The 21,234-nt window shown below is 38.3% G+C and carries 19 protein-coding genes; 15 read left to right on the top strand and 4 right to left on the bottom strand.

The genetic code is table 11. From position 1 onward, the window contains the following. Positions 1–244 precede the first annotated feature (244 nt). Genes yfiR through yfiB form a run of 3 tightly spaced genes read left to right on the top strand, consistent with a single transcriptional unit; the run spans position 245 to position 2,474 of the window. Positions 245–757, top strand: coding sequence for a regulatory sequestration protein YfiR (yfiR, locus tag AC0JIQ_RS02365; RefSeq protein WP_474202513.1), 513 nt, complete (start codon positions 245–247; stop codon positions 755–757). 5 nt (positions 758–762) lie between these two features. Continuing rightward, a complete protein-coding gene (gene dgcN, locus AC0JIQ_RS02360) occupies positions 763–1,986 on the top strand; it encodes a diguanylate cyclase DgcN/YfiN (protein ID WP_474202512.1) in 1,224 nt (407 codons plus the stop codon). Between the two features lie 8 nt (positions 1,987–1,994). Next, the gene (yfiB, locus tag AC0JIQ_RS02355) at positions 1,995–2,474 is read left to right on the top strand and encodes an outer membrane lipoprotein YfiB (protein ID WP_004660479.1); all 480 of its coding nucleotides are present in this window, start codon (positions 1,995–1,997) and stop codon (positions 2,472–2,474) included. 48 nt (positions 2,475–2,522) lie between these two features. On the opposite strand, the gene AC0JIQ_RS02350 is transcribed toward yfiB, so the two are convergent. After that, positions 2,523–3,533, bottom strand: a complete 1,011-nt coding sequence (locus tag AC0JIQ_RS02350; protein ID WP_474202511.1) for a metallophosphoesterase — start codon at positions 3,531–3,533, stop codon at positions 2,523–2,525. 168 nt (positions 3,534–3,701) lie between these two features. Here AC0JIQ_RS02350 and AC0JIQ_RS02345 point away from each other — a divergent pair, with 168 nt between their 5' ends. Then, complete coding sequence (locus AC0JIQ_RS02345) at positions 3,702–5,267, top strand: phospholipase D family protein (protein ID WP_474202510.1); 1,566 nt, start codon at positions 3,702–3,704, stop codon at positions 5,265–5,267. 15 nt (positions 5,268–5,282) lie between these two features. Here the strand turns inward: AC0JIQ_RS02345 and AC0JIQ_RS02340 are convergent, their stop codons facing one another. Beyond that, positions 5,283–6,095, bottom strand: coding sequence for a lysophospholipid acyltransferase family protein (locus AC0JIQ_RS02340; protein ID WP_474202509.1), 813 nt, complete (start codon positions 6,093–6,095; stop codon positions 5,283–5,285). A gap of 189 nt (positions 6,096–6,284) precedes the next feature. Here AC0JIQ_RS02340 and AC0JIQ_RS02335 point away from each other — a divergent pair, with 189 nt between their 5' ends. From AC0JIQ_RS02335 to AC0JIQ_RS02310, 6 genes are all read left to right on the top strand, one after another. Continuing rightward, positions 6,285–6,425 carry a hypothetical protein gene (locus AC0JIQ_RS02335; RefSeq protein WP_005156142.1) on the top strand — a complete coding sequence of 47 codons (141 nt, stop codon included), beginning with the start codon at positions 6,285–6,287 and terminating at the stop codon, positions 6,423–6,425. A gap of 74 nt (positions 6,426–6,499) precedes the next feature. Next, positions 6,500–7,828, top strand: a complete 1,329-nt coding sequence (gene hflX / locus AC0JIQ_RS02330; protein ID WP_474202508.1) for a ribosome rescue GTPase HflX — start codon at positions 6,500–6,502, stop codon at positions 7,826–7,828. Between the two features lie 43 nt (positions 7,829–7,871). Next, positions 7,872–8,234, top strand: a complete 363-nt coding sequence (locus AC0JIQ_RS02325; RefSeq protein ID WP_004660470.1) for a hypothetical protein — start codon at positions 7,872–7,874, stop codon at positions 8,232–8,234. 12 nt (positions 8,235–8,246) lie between these two features. Then, positions 8,247–8,915 (top strand): LrgB family protein, encoded by a 669-nt coding sequence (locus tag AC0JIQ_RS02320; RefSeq protein ID WP_004660468.1) that lies wholly within the window; start codon positions 8,247–8,249, stop codon positions 8,913–8,915. Between the two features lie 86 nt (positions 8,916–9,001). Next, a complete protein-coding gene (locus AC0JIQ_RS02315) occupies positions 9,002–9,445 on the top strand; it encodes a DUF2147 domain-containing protein (protein WP_161794032.1) in 444 nt (147 codons plus the stop codon). 237 nt (positions 9,446–9,682) lie between these two features. After that, the gene (locus AC0JIQ_RS02310; RefSeq protein WP_004660464.1) at positions 9,683–10,129 is read left to right on the top strand and encodes a DUF2147 domain-containing protein; all 447 of its coding nucleotides are present in this window, start codon (positions 9,683–9,685) and stop codon (positions 10,127–10,129) included. A 61-nt stretch (positions 10,130–10,190) separates the two neighbouring features. Here the strand turns inward: AC0JIQ_RS02310 and AC0JIQ_RS02305 are convergent, their stop codons facing one another. Beyond that, on the bottom strand, positions 10,191–12,374 hold the full coding sequence (locus AC0JIQ_RS02305; RefSeq protein WP_004660463.1) for a carboxy terminal-processing peptidase: 2,184 nt from the start codon (positions 12,372–12,374) through the stop codon (positions 10,191–10,193). 239 nt (positions 12,375–12,613) lie between these two features. Here AC0JIQ_RS02305 and nagZ point away from each other — a divergent pair, with 239 nt between their 5' ends. Then, the gene (gene nagZ / locus AC0JIQ_RS02300) at positions 12,614–13,633 is read left to right on the top strand and encodes a beta-N-acetylhexosaminidase (RefSeq protein WP_050042014.1); all 1,020 of its coding nucleotides are present in this window, start codon (positions 12,614–12,616) and stop codon (positions 13,631–13,633) included. Positions 13,634–13,766: 133 nt separating this feature from the next. Next, complete coding sequence (locus AC0JIQ_RS02295) at positions 13,767–14,609, top strand: class I SAM-dependent methyltransferase (protein WP_050042015.1); 843 nt, start codon at positions 13,767–13,769, stop codon at positions 14,607–14,609. 60 nt (positions 14,610–14,669) lie between these two features. Here AC0JIQ_RS02295 and AC0JIQ_RS02290 read toward each other — a convergent pair whose 3' ends face one another. Next, positions 14,670–15,980 carry an alpha/beta fold hydrolase gene (locus tag AC0JIQ_RS02290; protein WP_474202507.1) on the bottom strand — a complete coding sequence of 437 codons (1,311 nt, stop codon included), beginning with the start codon at positions 15,978–15,980 and terminating at the stop codon, positions 14,670–14,672. Between the two features lie 344 nt (positions 15,981–16,324). Here AC0JIQ_RS02290 and AC0JIQ_RS02285 point away from each other — a divergent pair, with 344 nt between their 5' ends. The 3 genes from AC0JIQ_RS02285 to pta all read left to right on the top strand — a co-directional run bounded on the left by AC0JIQ_RS02285 (position 16,325) and on the right by pta (position 21,232). Beyond that, positions 16,325–17,590: a glutamate-5-semialdehyde dehydrogenase gene (locus AC0JIQ_RS02285; protein WP_005219728.1), complete on the top strand. Its 1,266-nt coding sequence runs from the start codon at positions 16,325–16,327 to the stop codon at positions 17,588–17,590. Between the two features lie 297 nt (positions 17,591–17,887). Then, positions 17,888–19,063: an acetate/propionate family kinase gene (locus AC0JIQ_RS02280; protein WP_474202506.1), complete on the top strand. Its 1,176-nt coding sequence runs from the start codon at positions 17,888–17,890 to the stop codon at positions 19,061–19,063. Positions 19,064–19,096: 33 nt separating this feature from the next. Beyond that, complete coding sequence (gene pta / locus AC0JIQ_RS02275) at positions 19,097–21,232, top strand: phosphate acetyltransferase (protein WP_474202505.1); 2,136 nt, start codon at positions 19,097–19,099, stop codon at positions 21,230–21,232. Positions 21,233–21,234 lie beyond the last annotated feature (2 nt).

Here is a 21,234-nt window from a genome sequence, read left to right as displayed (position 1 = left end):
CCCAACCAATCTAGCCAAATCCTTGTTTCTCAACAAGTTTTTATCTGCATCACCGCCGATGGATGTGCATTCTACAGCATTCCCAAACCAATACAACCCCCCTTTCTTAATCTTTTTATTTAAGTGAACATTTTTTAGACTGATCAATTACTTTTTATCTATTTTCTTTGTCGATAAGAACTTTTTTTAAACAATTAAGTTAAGTAGAATGTGTCTCTTGCTTCACATTTTTTGGCATTTTTGATTGAAAATACGGTTTATTAGTAAAAAAGTACAATTACTGTTGCTTTTAGCGTCGATCGCTACGAGCCAGATTTGTTACGCCATTTCAAATCATAATTTTTATGAATTAGCATTAACCATATTGAGTTATAGCAAGTGGTCGAATACATCTCGCCCAATTATTTGTGTGATAGATAATGCTGAGGCTTCGAATCAATTTCAGTCCAATATTAAACAACTTGGATATGACTATCAGGTGCAGACTGTTAATTCAAAAGATTTTCAAAAAACAGAATGTCATGTTGTGTATTTCTCAACAACAACTCCGCAACAGCAACAAAATTTGATTCAAGCTTATCCATCGCGTTCATTACTTTCATTAAGTATCAATAACCCTGCATGTGAAATCGGCAGTATTTTCTGTTTATACAACAAAAAGACCTCTTCTACATTTAAAGTAAATCTAGATGCTTTGAGTTACTCCAAAGTTCATATCGACCCCCGAGTCTTAATCTTGGCGAAGAATACGGAGTAATCAAAGTGATTTCGAATTTATATCAATCTACTTCGCTACATGCTTTATTCCGTAAATCTCAATTTACGATTTTTGCAATTACTTTTTTAATTTGCTCTTGTACTTTTGCAACAATTTCCATGTTTACTATGGAAACTTATGCTAAACAGAATTTGCAGCTATTAAGTCAAACAGTACTTGAACGCATTCAACCTGCTGTCGTTTTTAAAGATAAAGGTGCTATTGATCAAATCCTAGCTGACTATACAACCGATCATGCTATTCGCAGTATCCATGTGTATGACCCAGAACATCAATTATTAGCAGAAAGTACTAAGCAAATAGCACATACCTCATTTTTACAGAGCATATTAGATCGTTGGTTCTTGCACGACCCAATTAAACTTATTGTGATGCATCATAAGAAAAAAGTTGGTGAATTGGTTTTATATGGTAGCTCTGAAAACATTTTACATTTTTTAAAGACCATCATTATTGGCTTAGCCATATCAATGTTTTTTATCGTGATTGCTCTGTTATGGTCCGTTAATCTTACCTATCGCCAAATCATGCAAGCGATCAAACCATTAACGCATATTGCTCAATTAGTGAGTGATCAGAAAGCTTACAACTTACGCTTCCCCAATAACCATATTAAAGAGTTTCAAAATCTTAATACGGTATTTAATGAGCTCTTAGAAGAAATACAAGTTTGGCATACTCATTTACAGAAAGAGAATCTCCAACTTTCATTTCAAGCTCACCATGATCAGCTCACAGGTTTACCTAATCGACACTATTTTTATGAAGAATTGCTCAATATTTTTAAAAATAAGCAATTTCGTCACAATTCTGCACTGATTTTCATAGATAATAATAAGTTTAAAGCAATTAATGATCATTATGGTCATCTTGCTGGTGATGCGGTATTAAGAGAAATGGCACATCGATTAATGCAGTCTGTCAGACAAGAAGACTTTATTGCTCGTTTGGGTGGTGATGAATTCGCAATCATTTTGCATACCATCCATCATTCTGATCATTTACAAACAATCGCTGAAGGTTTACTAGCAAGTTGTGATGAGCCTTTGGATTTTAACGGTCAACTTATCCATTTTAGCTTTAGTTTAGGGATTGCTTTTTCACAGTTTGCAGACAATCCAGATGATTTAGTCATGCAAGCAGATCAAGCAATGTATAAAGCTAAAAATTTAAATCCACATTGGTTTCTTTATAAACCAGAAATTTAGGACATGTTATGCGCGCTCACACTTTTAAGATCTCCTTTGTAGCATTACTCTGCCTAACATTGGCTGGCTGTTTAAGTTTTGGTCCTTTGAAATATCGTCAAGTCAAAATGCTAAAAAAAGAAGGTTTCGTTTTAACAGAAGAAGGTTGGAGTCTGGGTCTGCCTGAACGTTTACTTTTCGACTTTAATAAAGCAGATATTAAACCTGAAAATCAAAGAGAAATCGTTCGTCTTGCCAATCAATTGAACAAGTATGATCTGCAAAAATTAAAAGTTGTGGGTCACACTGATGATATTGGTAATCCTGAATATAACCAGAAATTGTCTGAAGAACGTGCTCAAAGCGTTTCTTCGATTTTTATTCATCAGGGTTTCAAACCAAATAATGTCACTGTGATTGGTCGTGGTGCAAGCCAACCTTTCGTACCAAATACGTCTGACGAGAACCGCGCGAATAACCGCCGAGTTACGATTATTATTATTCCTTAACTTGTAATTTTTTAAAAAAGCCAACTATTTAAAGTTGGCTTTTTTAATTTATATGAGTTCAATAATATCAATCGTCGGTGGAACTCGAAATCGAAATGGAACACCAACCATTCCAGTCCCAACCGTTACAAATACATCAGCATGTTCATGTGTATAAAAACCTTTTTTGTGCCCCAAAATAGACACTTTTTTCATAATATACGTTGTAATCCAAGGAAGTTCGATTTGCCCTCCATGTGTATGACCAGCCAGCATTAATGGTCGTGTAGGTAATGCTGGCACCATATCTACTGTATCAGGGTTATGAGATAAAATGAGCCATGGTTTATCTTGTGGTAAGTCTGGCATAAATCGCATATTTGCTTTACCCGCCCATAAATCACCAATTCCAATTAAGCGAAACTCATCAAAATCGATAATCTGCCCTTCTATATCAATCACATTATTCTGCTCCAATGCATCTTTTAATAATGTCTGTATAGGTGGACCAGGATACTGCTCATCATGGTTACCAGGGACGGAATACACAGGGGCATGAATTTGTTTTAGTACTGAGAGTTCCTGAATCAAGCGATTCTCAGGTTCATAAGTCCAATCACCTGCAACCACTACAATATCTGGTTTAGCTTCATTTAAATTTTTAACAATGTTTTTTAATTGACGTTCATGACCAGAAAACAATCCCACATGCATATCTGCAATTAAGGCCACTTTAACAGGTCGAATAAAATCACGATCTGGATTTAAACGGTATTGATGATGTTTAATATGAACCATATGTGGTTCAATAAATCGTGCATAAATCAATATGCTCGTTAAAAGGAAAACAAAAATACTCTCATGTAAACTATAAAATTCAGACCAACCTGCATACAAGGTAAAAAACCAGAGAGGAACTAACAAATAAGAAAGATAAAATGCTGCTAGATGTACAAAAGCTTTAAAAGGATGAATCGTTTCAGTTCTTGCTTGATGAATCCATGCCTGAGCGAATGCCCACAAGGCTAAAACAATAAAAATAATATAGAAAATTAATATAACTGTGTCCGAATTCGACATTACCACTCTCATTAATCTGACATTAGGGCATACATCGCATCTCATATTTATAATTTTTGATGAAATGCTATACTCAAGTCCAACTTTTAATCAGTAAAGATTATGACGCAATTTTCTCATCTAAATCGCAAACATACAAAAATAAGTACAACTACTTACAATAAAAGTATGCTTGCGATTTATTGCAGTATTGCGATCACAATCACAGGATGCAGCACACTACCTAAACATAAAATAGAGCCAATACAACAATCTAACATTCAACAATTAGAAATAAATCAGACAACTTTGGCTCAGATCATTCAACCTTTAGAACAACAAAATCTTGGATTGACGGGTTATCACGTTTTATTTGAACCCCTAGAAGCGTTAGCAGCACGACTACGTTTAATTGATAAAGCAGAGAAAACCTTAGATTTGCAATATTATATTTGGGACAATGACAAAGTAGGTGCTCTTGCTTTGCATGCGCTGATTCGCGCAGCAGATCGTGGTGTCAAAGTGCGATTACTTATTGATGATAATAACGCAAAAAAAACTGAAGGCATCTTCTTAGCTCTAGCACAGCATCCAAATATTGAAGTTAAATTATTCAATCCCTATCGTTTTCGCAAATACCGTGCGCTTGATATGGTTTTGGACTTAAAACGTATCAACCGCAGAATGCATAACAAAAGTTTTATTGCAGACCAACAAGTTGCCTTGATTGGTGGACGTAATATGACGAATCAATACTATAACGTGAGTGATAACTATCAGTTTTCTGATGTCGATGTGATGTTGGTGGGCAAAGCGGTCAATGACATCTCACAGTCTTTTGACGAATACTGGAATCATAGTTACGCTTACGATGTAAAGGAAATTGTCAATCAAAATGCTCATCGCTTAAGCTATGAGAGCCTAAAACAGCAACTTGATGAGCATTATAAGAGAGCAACGGTACAGAATTATCTTGATCTGACTGGCAACTCACAGGCAATTGATTCAATTATCAGTCGGGATATTCCTTTAAACTGGGTAAAAGCTGAAGTTGTAAAAGACTCTCCTGACAAAATTAAATCAAAAGCCAAAAAACAAGAACACCTTAATTTCCAATTGATTAACCATTTAGAACAACCTGAAAAAAATATTGACCTCATCTCAGCTTACTTTGTCCCTGAAAAAAAGGGGGCCAAAATTCTCAATGATCTTGCAAAAGATGGAATCGAGGTTCGAGTGCTCACAAACTCATTTCAGGCAAACGATGTCGCTGTTGTTCATGCATTTTATGGAAAATATCGTCAGGATTTACTGGAACATGGTGTACAGCTATATGAGTTTCTTCCAGCATTAAATAAAAATGATCTCGATAAACATACCGAAGAACTCGCGAAGAAAGCAAAAGTAAATATCAAAGGACTAAGCCGTTCCAGTTTACATGCCAAACTGATGGCGCTAGATGAAAAGCAAGTTTTTATTGGTTCATTTAATTTTGATCCACGCTCTGCTTACCTGAACACTGAAATTGGCGTGCTTTTAGATAGCCCACCTTTAGCGCAGGCTGTTCATGCAACTATGGACCAAAACCTAAGTAAATATGCCTATAAATTAGTGTTAGATGCCAATAAAAAAATTACATGGCGACGTGAAACACCACAAGGCCCTGTCATCTACACCAAAGAACCTCGAATGAAATGGTGGCAAAAAGCAGGCATGAAAATTATTTCATGGCTGCCAATTGAAGGCTTTATGTAATTTAAACCGAATATGTTATGGCTGAGTATTTAAAACTTTGCTTTGTAACTCAAGCAGCCCTGCTCGCATTTGACGATCAACTTCTTTAGTTAAGCTATCTACCGTATGGCCTGTTACAGGAATTGCAGGTAGGGTCAATAAATGTGCGGTAACTTTTGGCATTTCTAAAACACGTTGCACATGTTCTGCAAAAGACATTTCACCAATAAATGGTGCGACTAGATCTAATTCACCTTGCTGATTGACATAGCAAATCACACAAATTTGAACTGGACGTTGCGCGTCAATCGCAGCACCCAATAAGCGCCCGTGTACCTTTTTGACCTGACGACCATCTGTGGTTGTGGCTTCTGGAAAGAACAAAACTGGAATATCTTGTTTTAAAAACTCTGTAATTTGTTCTTTTATTCGGATTGAGTCACCAGAACCACGCTTAATAAATAAGGTTCCACCGCCTTTTGCTAGATTACCCAAAATAGGCCATTTTTCGACTTCTGCTTTTGCTAAGAAGAAAATACGTGCTCCAGAGCCAAGTACAGCAACATCTAACCAAGAAATATGATTACTCACCCAAAGCGCTGGTTCTCGTGGAATAGTGCCATGAATCTGAACTTCGATATTAAAAACTTCGCATAAACGGCGGCAAAAATACTGAACATAACGCGTATTCGTTGGATTATTCGGGTCTTTGTATAAACCGTGTCGATAAATGAGATAAAAACCTTCACCAATTGTTTCTAGACCTGAGGCTAATTTTTTACTATACAAGCTCAATTTAGAGATGAAATTTAATGGTGTGTTATTTGCTGCTGTTGCTTCTTGAGTCATAAATCATTAAAACCGTACGCATGTATGCACATTACATTGAACTAGCTCACTTATATCATGCCCGTATCTATTTATAAAAGTTACCACCATGAGAAAAAACGAATGTGAATATAATTATTTTCAATTTTAAAAGGTTTTTTAAATTAAATATCATAAATAAATCGAATTAATAAATTAAGAAGTCATATGATGAATCCTCAACACACAACATCTCATAATCAAGTGAATATTCCTTATGGCTATGCTTTAAGAATGTTCTTGGGCTGGTCAATTTTATATATCGGCACACTCGTTGGTTTTATCAAACTTCTTCACCATCATGTCATATAAATCCATGAAGCCTTTGCCCTTTGCTTGAAGTTTATTCTAGAATAAGGCTTCAAGACTCAGGATATGATAACAGCGTGGAATTTTTTGAGCGGCAACAAGGTGGTGAACGAGCAATTTTAGTCAGTGTTTCTGTGCAGTTACTCGATGACCTTGATGCTGAAGAGTTTCGATTGCTCGCTCAATCCGCTGGTGCTGAAATTCTTGAACATATTTCTGTACAAAGAAATAAACCAGACCCTAAATTTTTTATTGGCTCAGGTAAAGTTGATGAAATCGCAGAATTAGTTCAGCAGCTAGAAGCTGAATTAGTCATCTTTGATCACTCTCTTTCACCAGCTCAAGAACGTAATTTAGAAAGAATCTTAAAATGCCGTGTAATTGATCGCACAGGGCTTATTTTAGATATCTTCGCATTACGGGCGCGTACACACGAAGGAAAATTACAAGTTGAACTTGCCCAACTTAAGCATTTATCAACGCGGTTAATTCGAGGCTTCACAGGTAATTTAGAACAACAAAAAGGTGGGATTGGTCTACGTGGTCCTGGTGAATCACAACTTGAAACTGACCGCCGACTCATCAAAGTACGTATTAACCAACTGAAAGACAAATTGGTTAAAGTTCAACAGACCCGATTACAAGGTCGTGCCGCACGCCAAAAAGCAGCAATTCCAACGATTTCTTTGGTTGGTTATACCAACGCCGGTAAGTCGACACTGTTTAATATTTTAGCCCAAAGTGATGTCTATGCAGCAGACCAACTTTTTGCAACACTCGATCCAACCTTACGTCGTCTAGAATGGGATGGTATTGGTACTGTCGTACTCGCAGATACAGTTGGATTTGTGAGAAATTTACAGCATGATTTGGTTGAATCTTTCAAAGCGACCTTAGAAGAAACACTAGAAGCGACCTTACTTTTGCATGTAATTGACAGCAGTAGCCCTAACATGCCTGAACAAATCGAAGCAGTGGAATCTGTGCTGAAAGAAATTGGAGCCGATGCACCGATTCTTCATGTTTACAATAAAATTGATCTCAGTGGTGATACGGCAAAAATTATTTATAAGGCAGCAGATTTACCTGATCGCGTTTATGTTTCTGCGCATTCTGGGCAGGGATTGGATTTACTAAGCCAAGCTGTTCAACAATGCCTCATGGGACAGTTACAACATTTCGACTTAGTTCTCAAACCCGCTTACGGTAAACTACGCACACAACTTTATACACTCAATGTCATTCAAACTGAACAATATGATGAGCAAGGTGATTTGCATTTATCAGTTTGTATTGCTCCACAAAAATTGTATCAACTGATCAAACAAGCACATCTACCATTAGATGAAATTCTTGGAAACCAAGCAGCTTTATTTCACAGGCCTTTGGAAGAATTTGAAAAGTAAGCATCAATGTAATAATCGTTCATAAGTGAGAGTTAGAAAAAAGATGAAAGAAATTGATTGGACAGCTTGGTTTTGCACGATTCTATTAATTATTGTATTTCGTGAAGGTGCTGTTGCTATTACCACGGTCTTTCATCATCCAGAATTAGGTAATCTCGTCGGACTGATCAGCTTACTTGCAACTTTATTAATTTGGAGAAGATTTAGAAAAATCTCTAATCGTCTTATAGATACCAACAACAAAATCATGAAAGAAAGTGCTTTTGCATTTTTGCCGATCTGTGCTGGCTCCTTGATCATGTTGGTACATTTAGGCAAAGAAATTCCAATCTTTTTATTTGTCTTAACCCTGAGTACTTTATTGCCATTGTGGATTTACGCCAAAATGGCGAAACGCTGGTTATAGGAGTTCATGAATATGTTGATGGTTATATATGGATTCGTGATTACCTTAATCAGTTATCTCATCGCAAAACCTTTAAATAAAAAAATTCCACAAATTCCATTAATTGTTTTTGCGATGTTTATCGTGATTGGGCTACTCGCAATTTTGGGTATTCCTTATGAACATTACATGAATAATGTGAATAGTATATTTAATCATTTACTTGGCTACGTTACTGTGGCTTTAGCCATCCCTTTAGCTGCGATGCGTTATGATGATTTGCCAATTAAATCAATGATTGGCATTTTGTGTTTTGCAAGTATCAGTGCAGTTGCATTACCGATGGGACTTGCATATTTATTACACATGTCAGAACCAACAATTATGGCTTTTGCGACCCGAGCTGTAACGACGCCTATTGCTCTGAATATTGCCACACTATTACATGCTCCTCTGATGATGGTATCGCTGATTGTGATTTTATCTGGAGTCATTGGCGCCGCATTTTCTCCGTGGATTTTAAAACATATCCATGATGAACGGGCTTCAGGCTTAGCTTTAGGTTTGGCTGCTCATGCAATTGGTACAGCACAAGCATGGCAGCGAGGCCCTGTTACAGGTCGTTATGCTGCTTTTGGTATGGCTGTAAATGGTGTATTTACTGCTATATGGCTACCCACTTTTATTTTGTCTCTTTCTTAATTTGTCACACAGATGTCAATTAATATTGAACTAGTTGTCAAAAATCCTACATAATGAAAGTTCAAACGTTAAAAGGATTTTTAATGATGGGCAAACAATTATTAGGCGCGTTGATTCTCTCTGCGGTAAGCAGTTTTAGCTTTGCAGAAGATATTACAGGTATGTGGCAAAGTATCGATGACAAAACTGGCGCACCAAAAGCTTTGGTTGAAATTCGTCAAGAAGCGAACGGTACTTATGCGGGTAAGATTGTAAAGATTACTCCACGAGCAGGTTACACACCTAAAGAAATATGTGTGGACTGTCCTGCACCATATACCAACAAACCAATTTTAGGCTTAGATGTTATGACGGGCTTAAAACATGGTGAAGGAATTAACTACGTTAATGGACGTATCCTAGATCCGAATACAGGTAAAGTTTATAGTATGAAAGCAAAATTAAGTTCAAATGGTAAACGTTTACACTTACGTGGCTATCTTGGGATATCTGCATTAGGTCGTAATCAGATCTGGATTCGCGCAGAATAAAATTTTAGAGCTATCAATTGCGCCAGCCATCTCCGTATTTGATCAAATTGATCACGGTTTAGCACTATAAAACACCTTTTTTTCGTTCTGAATGAAAGGTGTTTTTTCTTAAACATTAAAAAAAATTCATTGAAATTTCAATTATTAAAAAAATACACAAATGTAAAATAATGATTGAATGTGTTGTTAGAAATCCGAAATAATAGAGAGACAATAATAGTGGCTGAGTAGCTTAACATGTACACAAAACTGATTACGTTTTTCTTCTTATTTAGTCTTAGCCATCTGACTTTTGCACAGGATATTATAGGTACTTGGCAAAGTATTGATGATCTAACTGGAGCACCCAAAGGGCAAGTTGAAATCACCCAAGAAGCCGATGGGACATATATTGGTAAAATCACTAAAATTACGCCACGCACAGGTTATATACCAAAAGAATTTTGTACGGGCTGCCCTGCTCCTTACACCAACAAACCTATCCTCGGTTTGACTGTTATCACCAAGTTAAAGCATAAAAAAGATTTATCTTATTCTGGTGGCAAAATCTTAGATCCAAACAGTGGTCGTATTTATAGTCTTGCAGCAAAAGTAAGTAATAATGGACAACGTTTACACTTACGAGGATATGTAGGCGTATCAGTATTAGGTCGTAGTCAAATTTGGATTCGTGTGAATAACTAAAAATCTAATCAATAAAAAAGCCCTCAATTTGAGGGCTTTTTTATATTTCTATAACTGTAGTTTAATGGCTTTGTAACTTTGCGTAGTCAATCAAAACATTTGCAGCTTCTGTAATAAAGGTTTCTTCTTCAGGCAATGCTGGTCGTGCATAAGCTTTCATTTTGGCACGTGACTCAATTAATGCATCAATCGAAGCCTGATAGCTTTCCCAGTTGGCATAAGGTGCCTGACCTGTCGCTATACGACGCTGATTTTCAGCATTGAGTGTTTGCTTTTCTAAATCAATTAACTCAGCCCGACGTTGAGCAATATCTAACTCAACTTTCTTCTGATCAGAACTTTTTTGTGCAATCAGTTTTCGAGCTTCTAAATAATTAAATTGTGAATCAGCTTTCACCCGCTGTTCAGAAGATTGGGTAAGCTTAGCAATATACGGTTGTACAGAACCTTCGCGCTTGAAAGGTGCTGTTGGAATGGTATCCCATTTCAATGCATTTTTAGCTTTACGCTCACCAAATTCTTCATTGTAAATATCAACAAGTTTGATATCAGGAATCACGCCTTTGTTCTGCGTACTTCCACCTGTAACACGATAGAATTTGCGTTGAGTTAACGTTGCCTGACCATGTGCTAAGGAGTCTAATTGAACCTGAGCGGTGCCTTTTCCTGTCGTAGTACTACCAATAATAATACCGCGCTCATAATCTTGAATTGCAGCAGAATAAATCTCACTCGCTGACGCAGACGCTAAGTTAACGAGCACAGCCATTGGCCCAGCATAAATTTGCTCTCCGCCATCAGTGTCTTCAAAGACATTCACATTACCATTGCCATCCCGAATTTGTACGACTGGACCAGACTTAATCACCTGACCCAGCATACGAGCAACCTCTTCTAATGAACCACCTGGGTCATTACGTAAATCAACCAAAACACCTTCTACTTTCTGTGCTTTGAGAGATTCAAATGCTTTTGCTGTATCTTCTGAAACTGAACGATATTCTGTACCAGCTCGACGTGAACGATAATCGAAATAGAAAGATGGAATTTCAATCACACCGAAAAGATGTTTTTTCCCATCACGTGTAATTTCAACTGTACGTGAGCGAACACCCGCATCCTCTTCCTGAATCACATCTCGGACTAAACTCACATTACGTGCTTGGCTCATCGAAGCACCTGCACCGAGTAAGCGAACAGTTACTTTAGTTCCACGCTTACCACGAATCAATCCAACAATTTCTGAACTCGACCAACCAATGACATCAATCATTTTTTCGCCATCTTGGGCAACGCCAATGATTCGATCTCCTGATTTGATTTGACCAGATTTACTCGCTGGTCCCCCTTCAACAATAGTTTCAATCTTGGTGTAATCTTCATTGCCTCGTTCTGGGCGAATAGATACCCCAATGCCTTCAAGTTGCAATGTGGTCTGGCGATTTAACTCCATCGCATCAATAGGAGGGTAATAATTACTATGTGGATCGTAAGTTGCCAACATTGCATTTAATGTTTTATCTAAAACATCATCGCTCTTTACACGACCAATACGTTCAAGCTGGCGCGTATAACGTTTTGTCAGCGTTTGTACTGGTGTTAAATCCTCTGGACCAGTTAAATCCTGACCATTTGCAAGCGATGGATCAGCTTTCAAAGCCTTTTGCTTCGCTTGCTCTTCTTCTTTGCTAATCGTTAAATTAATTAGCTGAGACACCAACATTCTCTGCCAATGTGCTTGTTGCTCGGCAGAAGTCTGAAAATAAGGCGCTTTTTCGCGATCAATATCAAGGTAAACACCCTTTTGCTGTAAATTTTGTGGCTTCTTCAATTCAGCCAACATAAATTCGTAGAATTGTTTCAAGCGTTCACGATATTGGGCATGAATCGCAAAAGGTCCTGTCAGATTTCCTGCTTTTAATGAGCTACCAAAATTTGAACCATATTTATTTTTATATTCTGAAACTTCACTGCTCAGAAATAATGAATGATCTGGATCTAAGCTGTCCAAATACATATCTAGAATACGATTTGATGTCGCAGCATCTAAACGCATATTCAGATAATGCTGACGATCAACTAATGTTGCCAACTGACGTGCGACCAATGCTTGTTCTTGTGATGGCTTGATCACGGTTGAAACAACAGGAGCTTCCGTTGCCGCAAATGCCTCATTCATTGTATGAGAAAAAAATAAACCACCAGTCGCGATTGCAACTGCACACGCTATCATTTGAAGTTTCATAAAATTTTGGTACTTCCTTGGATATGGCAATTATTACATGCTAGTACGATCAATATGAACATATTTCATTCAATATTTTTACCAAACTGTAGTACGCGTTAATCATTGTAAATAAATGACCAACAAGCACTTATCATCAATATCATGTAGTTTTATCATATTCTGTACTGACAAAATGTAGCAAATCATTGCACAATTTAGCTATCGCTTTTTTACATCAAAATTCAAATGGAATCCATATGATCGGCGCATTGATGCTAGACGTTGCTGGCACAGAACTTACTCAAGAAGATATTGAACTATTACAAGCTCCGCAAGTCGGTGGCATGATTTTATTTGCACGAAATATTGAGTCTCCTCAACAAGTTCGCGCTTTAACTGATCATATGCGCCAAGTCCGTCCAGATATTCTGATTGCTGTTGATCAAGAAGGTGGGCGTGTTCAACGTTTAAGACAAGGCTTCACCTTGTTACCTGCAATGGGGCGACTTGGTGAACATTATGTACATCATCCTGAACAAGCAATTGAGTTAGCCCAACAATGTGGTTGGTTAATGGCAACTGAAGTTCTCGCTGTAGGTATTGATTTTAGTTTTGCTCCAGTCCTAGATCTCAATGATATTAGTGATGTGATTGGTGATCGAGGCTTTGCTAAAAATATGCAAGACATCGTGCCACTAGCTGATGCCTTTATGCGTGGAATGAAACAAGCAGGCATGGCAACAACTGGAAAACATTTCCCTGGACATGGTTCCGTAAAAGCTGATTCACATGTCGCTGCGGCGATTGATAGTCGCTCATATCAAGAAATTTACGACAAAGATATGCAAAGCTTTATCAAATTAATGCCTCAACTTGATGCTTTAATGCCTGCGCATGTGATTTATGATCAAGTCGATCCAAACCCTGCAGGCTTTTCTTCATTTTGGCTACAAAATATCTTACGCCAGCAGTTCAAATTTGACGGCGTTTTGTTCTCTGATGATCTCAGTATGCAAGCTGCATGTGTTGCTGGTGGTGCTGATGCACGTATTCAAGCGGCATTAAATGCGGGTTGTGATATGGGATTAGTGTGTAATGATCGAACAGCAGCATGTACAGCTTTAGATGGCATTCAAAAATTGGCTTTACCAAATCAACAACGTCTAGAGCGTATGCGCGGTAAAATTCCAAACATCCAAGTAGGTTCAACACTAAATTTAGATGAAAGTTGGCAGAACGTAAAAAAAGTCATTGAAGACTTTAAGAATTCGTTTTAACTTGCCAATAGGCAAAAGATGATTTAACACGCCATCTCCAATTGACCTATTTGAAAATGAATAGGTCAATTTCCTCGCGCAAATGGGTTGTGCATGGGAACACAATAAAATGAAAAAATTGAGTCTAGGACAGATGACACAACAACTTTCGAAACACCGCCATATTTCATTTACTGCACACTATACCGGTTATATTTGGTATCAAATGGGCATTTCCCACCCTGCATTAGCGACAACTAAAGGAAAAACACTAGCAGCCTTAGTCCATCCGATTGAAAGTTGGGCAGAAAAGTATGTTGGTGGAAGTATGCGAACAACTTTGAAACAACGCCATACCATGCTTGATACGCATTTAGAGCAATTGATTCAGCAATATCCAAACCTACAAGTACTTGAAATTGCATGTGGCTTATCGCCACGAGGTTGGTGGTTTAGACAGCATCACCCAGACATTTGCTATCGTGAACTTGACTTACCTGATATGGCCGCAACAAAACAAGCAGCATTACAACAAATTGAACCACATGTTGATGATGTCCTATCCGTTGATTTATTTACAGAAGCATTTGCCAACGTATTTAAAGTCTTTGACCCTAAACGACCTTTGGTGATTATTAGTGAAGGCTTAATTAACTACTTTGAAAAGCCACTACTTCAGCAACTTATTCAAGCAATTGCGATCTATGGCCGTGACTTCAAAGAACTTCATTATTTAACCGATCTTTATCCAGAACCCACTCAAAATAAATTAGCAACCATTATTTGGAATAGTAGTCGTTTATTGAAATTAATGTCACGCAGCGCTTTTAGCTTCCACTTTAAGACACCAGTAGAGGTAGAGAATTTTTTTCATGAAGCTGGTTTTAAGCAAGTTGAAGTGCTTCAACCTAAAGAATTTTTTGAACAAACACGTTTAGAAAACAAGGAACAGCATCTCGGTGATCTTGTTTGGATGATTCAAGCCACCAATAAATAAAAATCAAAAAAAGAGAAGTGAATTCAAAACACTTCTCTTTTAAAATTCTATTAAAAATAATTAAATTTGTTTCTGACGCTCAAGAAAACGAGACAAACGATCCGCAACGTCGAAACTACCATGTTTAAACAAGATACGTAAACCTTGTTCAGTTGCCTCAAATGTTAAACATTCTATTTTAAACTCACCTTCTTCATCAGCTAAATGTAAGGCTAAATCTCGTGGATGTTGGCTAACAAAATCAAGCTGATCCAAATGATCAAGTTTTAAGTACACACCAAAGAACGTAATATCTACAATCTTTACTGCTACTTCGGTATCTGAATGTCGATGTGATAATTTAGTGTCTGGTTTTAAAACAGGGATACGTTCTTCACCACGACGCTCAATGTTTTTCATCTGTTCGCGGTTCATTGGAATAATACCATCAAGATTGTCGATGGATTCTCCCTTTAAAAACGTAGTAAAAAGCGTCATCGTTTCTTTGCGGCGTTGTAATTGTGGAACATGGTCTGCATTGGCAATCAACGCAAATTCCATATTATTACATTGCAAAGCAAAGTCAGCATTTTCATGTGGCAAAGTAAAGCTATCGTACTGCCCTGCCGCAACAAGAGTTTTACACTGCGCAACCGGTACATTGCTTAAACGGAGTAGTCGATTGCAATTAATCTCGTAACGCTCACGTTCAGTTGCAGTAAACTCGGCCATCTGTCTAAAGAATAAACGTTTTGCCGTTGGAGACATCCGCGTTTTATCAAGCTTGGCATGATTCACAAGATACAAAATAACTGCTTGCCCAAACTCCTCCATACGATCTTCACGCATCAAGTGTAAAGATTCCTCGAGCAGCATACGCCAGCTTTTACGGGTCTTTTGCATCACACCCATCAAGACCATACGATCAATCAGTTCAGGACGTTGGTGTGCAAATGAAGATGCAACAACTGATCCCAACGACATGCCCATGACCGAAACTTTATCAATCCCAACAATATCAAGCCATTGACCTAACATTTTCGATAAATCTGGTAATTCAAGAATTCCTGCTGACTCGCCTGTATCCACATTTCGAATCTGCTGATTTGCGCCCATTGATGGTAAATCAATCAATATGACAGGCCCACTCTCAAAGAGTTGCTCGACACAATACTTATAAGAGTTAAAATTTTGAAATGCGCCCCCGACAATTACAATTGGCGTGTTGTAGATCGTCTTAGGATCTGCAATTGCCATATATTCAATTTTCCAACCATCTATCCATGTAGTACGCGCTGGTTGTTTAAAACTGTTTTTATTGTATATGTCGAAAAAACCAAACCCTGTGTAGGTATGGTTTAAATCCGAGTCCATTTGGATTATGGAATTCATATCCTTCCTCCATCCTTGTTTATTTTTTTGCTGTAATTAGTCTCATTTTTAGTGAGTTCTAGTTACAAGTTAACAAATTTATAAAATTTGTATTACATTTATCCTATACATTTTTCATTCTATACAAATGCATGATTTATACGCAATCATTTCCTTAACCACTTATCTTGTTTAGATCAATAATATTTTGCAAAATATGTAATCAGCTTGTAAATTCAATTTTAAATCAAACGAACTGCTCAAAATTTACAATCTATAATTTTTTGAATTATCAGTTCAGCCTATTCATTGTTCAGCATTTGACTGTTACTATCATTATAAATATATGCAATCGTCAAAATGCTATGCAAGATTCTATTCAAAACTATATGCAACAGGTTGGTACTCAGGCACGTCAAGCGTCTCGTATCTTAATGAGCGCATCAACGCATCTAAAGAACCATGCTCTGTCTGCAATTTATACTGCTTTAGAAAATAATCAAGCACAAATTTTAGCAGCCAATCAAATTGATATGCAAAATGGTCACCAACGTCAATTAGATTCTGCCCTTCTTGATCGTCTTGAACTCACTCCTGCTCGCTTTAAAGGCATGCTACAAGGGTTAAAAGATGTTATTGCACTTGTTGACCCAATCGGGGAAATTACGGATTTAGCTTACCGTCCATCAGGTATCCAACTGGGTAAAATGCGGGTTCCTTTAGGTGTAATCGGCATGATCTATGAATCGAGACCGAATGTTACCCTTGAAGCCGCATCATTGGCACTAAAGTCAGGAAATGCCATTATTCTACGCGGCGGTTCAGAAGCGATTGAATCGAATAAAGCAATTGCAATCGCAATTCAACACGGTTTACAAATTGCAGGCTTACCTGAACATGCTGTTCAAGTGATTGACACACCTGACCGCGCAGCAGTAGGTCACTTAATCACGATGACTGAATTTGTAGACGTGATTGTTCCTCGTGGCGGTAAAAGCTTGATTGAACGTGTAACGAATGAAGCGCGTATTCCTGTGATTAAGCATTTAGATGGCAATTGCCATGTTTTTGTTGAAGCACAAGCAGATTTACAAAAAGCATTACCAATTGCGCTCAACTCAAAAACACATCGTTATGGCGTATGCAATGCGATGGAAACATTACTTGTTGATGAAGCAATTGCAGAAGATTTCCTGCCAAGTATTGCTGAACTATATGCAGATAAACAAGTTGAACTAAGAGGTTGTGCGGAAACACAACGTATCTTAGGTGAGTCTGTTAAAACAGCCACCGAAGAAGATTGGTACACTGAATATTTAGGTCCTATCCTTGCAATCAAAGTCGTTACAGGTATGGATGAAGCAATCGAACATATTAATAAATATGGTTCTCATCATACCGATGCAATTATTACTGAAAACTTTAGTCTAGCACGTGAGTTTCTCGCACGAGTTGATTCAAGCTCAGTCATGATCAATGCTTCAACCCGCTTTGCTGATGGCTTTGAGTATGGTCTAGGTGCAGAAATAGGAATTTCAACAGACAAAATCCATGCACGTGGTCCAGTTGGTCTGGAAGGCCTAACTTCTCAAAAATGGATCGTATTTGGTGATGGTCAAATACGCCAATAAGGCATTTAGATTCAAGTAAAACTCTGCACGATAAAGCTCATTTATTTGATCTTTATCGTGTTTTCACATATTTTCATACAAAAACACTGATCAAAATAAACAGATTCATCCTAAGAAGTTTGTATTTACACTCTATAATCATTAGATTCAATTATAAATCAGTTGTATAGGCTAAAGTCTATCTTCGCCAATATGACAACCCATGTTAAAACATTGCACGTGATTGCTCTGCTCGACACGTTGCAGCAAGATCAAAATTGTTCGTCATAAAATTCAAAATTTGTTAGGTGTTCAAACGTGGCTAAATCTGTACTTGTAATTAACTGTGGTTCATCTTCAATCAAATACGCGCTTATCTCAGAACGCCGTGAAGATCGTATTTATGGATTAGCAGAAAACTTAGGTTCTGCTGAAGCGCGTATCAAAGGCGTTACGATTGGTGGTGAACCACTTGAACTTTCGATTCCACATGCAGATCACGCCAAAGCACTTGAGACTCTTCTTGCACGTTTAGCGAACTACAATCCACAAGCGATTGGTCATCGTGTTGTTCATGGTGGCAATTTAACCAAAGCAGAACTATTAACACCTGAAATTGTAAGCCGCATCGAAGCTGCAACACCACTTGCACCTTTGCACAATCCTGCACATTTGATTGGGATTGAAGCAACCATGCGTTTGTTCCCTGAATTACCTCAGGTTGCTGTATTTGATACTGCATTCCATCAAACCATGCCTGAACATGCGTATCGTTATGCTTTACCGCAAAACTTATATACTGAACACCATGTCCGTCGCTATGGTTTTCATGGAACAAGCCACGCTTATGTGACTGAACGTGCAAGTGAACTCGCGGGTGCAAAAAATCAAGGGGGCTGGCTCAGTGCCCACCTAGGCAATGGTAGTTCAACTTGTGCCGTTTGGAATGGTCAAAGTCTTGATACTTCTATGGGCATGACTCCATTAGAAGGTGTAGTGATGGGAACACGTAGTGGCGATGTTGACCCAAGCTTACATTTATTCCTTGCAAGTAATTTAGGCTGGAGTATCCAGAAAATTGACAGTATGTTGAATAAAGAAAGTGGCTTGCTTGGCTTATCTGGCCTGTCAAACGACATGCGTACTTTAGTTGACGCTTCGAATAATGGTCATGAAGGGGCAGCACTTGCAATTGAAGTGTTCTGCTATCGTTTAGCAAAATCATTATCTGCTTTGAGCTGTGGTTTGCCGCATTTAGATGGTTTGGTTTTCACTGGGGGTATTGGTGAAAATTCAGCTTATGTTCGTGAAAAAACATTAGCTTACTTACCTCATTTTGGCTTGCAATTCAGCAAAGAAAAAAATAATGCTTTAGCACGCGGCACTGAAGGCCGAATCGATAATGGCACAGGTCCACAGATTTGGGTTGTACCTACAGATGAAGAAGGACGCATTGCGAAAGAAACGCGTCAAGTCGTTGAACAGCTCGCTTAATTCACAAAAATTTAGATAAATTTTAAGGTTCTTATGAATACGATTTTACTGATTCCAACAGGTGAAGGGGTTGGTCTTACATCTGCCTGTTTAGGAATGATCTACGCTTTAGACTGCAAAGGGATTAATGCTGGTTTTCTTAAACCATTTTCTCAATTAGCAGATTCAACCGTTGATCGCACTGCAACACTTTATCGTCATTTATTTCAACATCAATCTGTTGAACCGATTGCTTATGAAAAGCTCACCCAGCTTCTTGGTTTAGGTGAAACAGATGAGCTACTCGAAGAGGCTGTTGCACTGCATCGTAAAATCTCAGCCAATCACGATGTGATTATTGTAGAAGGACTTGTTCCAAATGGACAAGATCACTTTGCAAGTGAAATTAATGCCGCACTCGCACAAGCACTCGATGCTCAAGTCGTTTTGGTCAGCACAGCGGATTTAGCTGACCCACGTAAAACAGCTGAAAAAGTTGATGCACATTTGCGTCAATTCGGAGGTGCTGCATCAGCACGCACCACAGGCGTTTTATTTATGCGAACCAAAGGTCTCCCTGATGGTACAGCAGCAATTCCTGTCACACTTGATCCAAGTTTGCGTTTAGATAAGCAAATAGCTGAATTTTCAATACAATTACAACGTTACAATCGTTTTATTGGCACAAGTGAATTACCTATCATTGGTTTAGTACCATTCAGTAATATTCTAAGCGTACCGCGTAGCTTAGATATTGCCACTGTTGTGAATGGTACGTGGTTAAATGAAGGTGAAGCAAAACAACGCCGTATTTTACATACCAGTTTAATCGCATCTGATATTGAAGCCGAATTACATAAATTTGTTGCTGGCGAACTCATCATTAGCGCATCTCAACGTACAGATGCTCTACTTGCAGCAAGTCTCGCAAGCAGTAATGGAATTCCTTTAGCGGGTTTGGTTTTAGCTGAACAAGCAGCTCCAGCCGCGAATATTTTAGAATTCTGCCAAGGTGCTATTAAACAAGGCCTACCGATTTTACACACTTCGCTAGACACATTAGAAACAGCACAACGCCTATATCATTTTGGCAATGAAATTCCTGTAGATGATATTGAACGTGCTGAACAAGTGACGCGTTTTGTTTCAAGCCATCTTGATAATAGTTGGCTCGATCAACATACTCAGAACAACCTGAATCCACGATTATCTCCATCTGCATTCCGCTACGAGCTGGTACAAAAATCGATTGCTGCGAAAAAACGCATTGTACTACCTGAAGGTGATGAACCTCGTACTGTACAAGCCGCAGCGATTTGCCAATCACGCGGTATTGCTGAATGTATTTTATTAGCGAAACCTGAAGCTGTTGCTGAAGTTGCTAAAGCGCGTGGTATTCTGCTTCCAGCTGATCTGCAAATTATTGATCCCGATAGTATTCGTGATCAATATATTGAACCTATGGTTGAATTACGCAAAGGTAAGCTAGATGCATTACAAGCAAAAGCACAGCTACAAGATACAGTAGTCCTTGGTACAATGATGTTGGCACTTGATCAAGTCGATGGCTTAGTATCTGGCGCAATCCATACCACTGCCAATACCGTTCGCCCTGCATTTCAATTGATTAAAACAGCCCCGAACTATTCATTAGTTTCATCAATCTTCTTTATGTTGTTACCTGATGAAGTTTATGTCTACGGCGATTGTGCAATTAATCCAGATCCAAATGCTGAACAGCTTGCTGAAATTGCGATTCAATCTGCAGACTCTGCTAAAGCCTTTGGTCTTGATCCGCGTATTGCCATGATCAGTTATTCCACAGGCACGTCAGGCGCAGGTGCCGATGTTGAAAAAGTGGCTGAAGCAACCAAGATCGCCCAACAACGTCGTCCTGATTTACTGATTGATGGGCCTCTACAATATGATGCGGCTTCAGTTGAAAGCGTTGGACGTCAAAAAGCACCTGAATCTAAAGTTGCGGGTCGTGCCAATGTATTTATTTTCCCTGATCTCAATACTGGTAACACCACCTATAAAGCTGTACAACGTGCAGCGAATGTGGTAAGTGTCGGCCCAATGCTGCAAGGTTTAAACAAACCTGTGAATGACTTGTCTCGCGGTGCTCTGGTTGATGATATTGTATTTACCATTGCCTTAACGGCGATTCAGGCAAAACAACAAGACTAAAC

The organism is Acinetobacter sp. FB (genome assembly GCF_056033405.1).
This window is presented reverse-complemented; position numbering and strand designations above follow the sequence as displayed.

What these genes read in the sequence shown, in the direction of transcription:
- yfiB (WP_004660479.1), top strand. Translation starts at nt 1,995, where the DNA reads ATGCGCGCTCACACTTTTAAGATCTCCTTTGTAGCATTACTCTGCCTA.
- AC0JIQ_RS02350 (WP_474202511.1), bottom strand. Translation starts at nt 3,533, where the DNA reads ATGTCGAATTCGGACACAGTTATATTAATTTTCTATATTATTTTTATT.
- AC0JIQ_RS02345 (WP_474202510.1), top strand. Translation starts at nt 3,702, where the DNA reads ATGCTTGCGATTTATTGCAGTATTGCGATCACAATCACAGGATGCAGC.
- AC0JIQ_RS02340 (WP_474202509.1), bottom strand. Translation starts at nt 6,095, where the DNA reads ATGACTCAAGAAGCAACAGCAGCAAATAACACACCATTAAATTTCATC.
- AC0JIQ_RS02335 (WP_005156142.1), top strand. Translation starts at nt 6,285, where the DNA reads ATGAATCCTCAACACACAACATCTCATAATCAAGTGAATATTCCTTAT.
- AC0JIQ_RS02325 (WP_004660470.1), top strand. Translation starts at nt 7,872, where the DNA reads ATGAAAGAAATTGATTGGACAGCTTGGTTTTGCACGATTCTATTAATT.
- AC0JIQ_RS02320 (WP_004660468.1), top strand. Translation starts at nt 8,247, where the DNA reads ATGTTGATGGTTATATATGGATTCGTGATTACCTTAATCAGTTATCTC.
- AC0JIQ_RS02315 (WP_161794032.1), top strand. Translation starts at nt 9,002, where the DNA reads ATGGGCAAACAATTATTAGGCGCGTTGATTCTCTCTGCGGTAAGCAGT.
- AC0JIQ_RS02310 (WP_004660464.1), top strand. Translation starts at nt 9,683, where the DNA reads ATGTACACAAAACTGATTACGTTTTTCTTCTTATTTAGTCTTAGCCAT.
- AC0JIQ_RS02305 (WP_004660463.1), bottom strand. Translation starts at nt 12,374, where the DNA reads ATGAAACTTCAAATGATAGCGTGTGCAGTTGCAATCGCGACTGGTGGT.
- nagZ (WP_050042014.1), top strand. Translation starts at nt 12,614, where the DNA reads ATGATCGGCGCATTGATGCTAGACGTTGCTGGCACAGAACTTACTCAA.
- AC0JIQ_RS02295 (WP_050042015.1), top strand. Translation starts at nt 13,767, where the DNA reads ATGACACAACAACTTTCGAAACACCGCCATATTTCATTTACTGCACAC.
- AC0JIQ_RS02290 (WP_474202507.1), bottom strand. Translation starts at nt 15,980, where the DNA reads ATGAATTCCATAATCCAAATGGACTCGGATTTAAACCATACCTACACA.
- AC0JIQ_RS02285 (WP_005219728.1), top strand. Translation starts at nt 16,325, where the DNA reads ATGCAAGATTCTATTCAAAACTATATGCAACAGGTTGGTACTCAGGCA.
- pta (WP_474202505.1), top strand. Translation starts at nt 19,097, where the DNA reads ATGAATACGATTTTACTGATTCCAACAGGTGAAGGGGTTGGTCTTACA.